An 820-nucleotide genomic window follows, 5' to 3' on the forward strand; every position below is an offset into this window, starting at 1 on the left:
AGATGACCAGTCATTTCTTCCTGTTAATGTCAAATACAGATAATCATTATAACCTAATACCACATTAGTATAGACCGCATAAAGCCTTCTTAATAAATTGTAGTCATAATCTACAATTTGAGTCGAAGTCGCATCGGTTTTGTTCAAGCCAGTAGAAATAATGTTTGAGCCGGTAACACGTCTTCTGTTCAAATCTCTTTGCTGCATATTTAAACCTACAAGTGCGTTAACACTTAGATTACCAAAATCCTTGTTCGCAGTAGCTGTGAAATCATAATTCTGCTCAGTGTAGGAAAGATCTTCTGTCCATACCTCCCCATTTGGTATTAAAAGACCCCCTTTTCTAATAATGCTTCTTCTTGAATCATGATAAGTATTCATACCACCACGGGCAAGTACAGTTAACCAATCAGTGACATCATAAGAAGCGGTCATACTTCCATAGGCTCTATTTACTTCACTGGTATATAGATTGTATTTGGCAATCCAGCGCGGATTATCCAAAGCTCTATAGAACACATTATTACCATTTACCGGGTTCTCAAATGGAAGACCATTCAAGTCAAAATTTCTTGGTAAGTAAAATAGCCTTGCAAAAATAGAACCTGCACCAGCTGAATTTCCTGGCGAGCCGGCAATACTTGCACCTGTGAAATAGTCGTTAAATGCACTACCCCCTGACTGTGGAGCCTGTTGGAAAGTATTTGTATAGTTAATAGTCCCTGAAAGGAATAATCCGTTATCTAACTGACCGTTACCACCAAAACTCATGGTAGTTCTTGAGCTTTCCGCATTAGGAATGTAACTGTCATTGTCCATT

Annotated in this window: 1 pseudogene; it reads right to left on the bottom strand. The window is 38.4% G+C overall.

The annotated features are described in order from the left end of the window. Positions 1 to 820 (bottom strand): annotated as a pseudogene (locus E1140_RS21170) (SusC/RagA family TonB-linked outer membrane protein); the annotation flags it as partial.

Origin of the sequence: Fulvivirga lutimaris (assembly GCF_009711525.1) — a bacterium.
Taxonomy (GTDB): Bacteria; Bacteroidota; Bacteroidia; order Cytophagales; family Cyclobacteriaceae; genus Fulvivirga; species Fulvivirga lutimaris.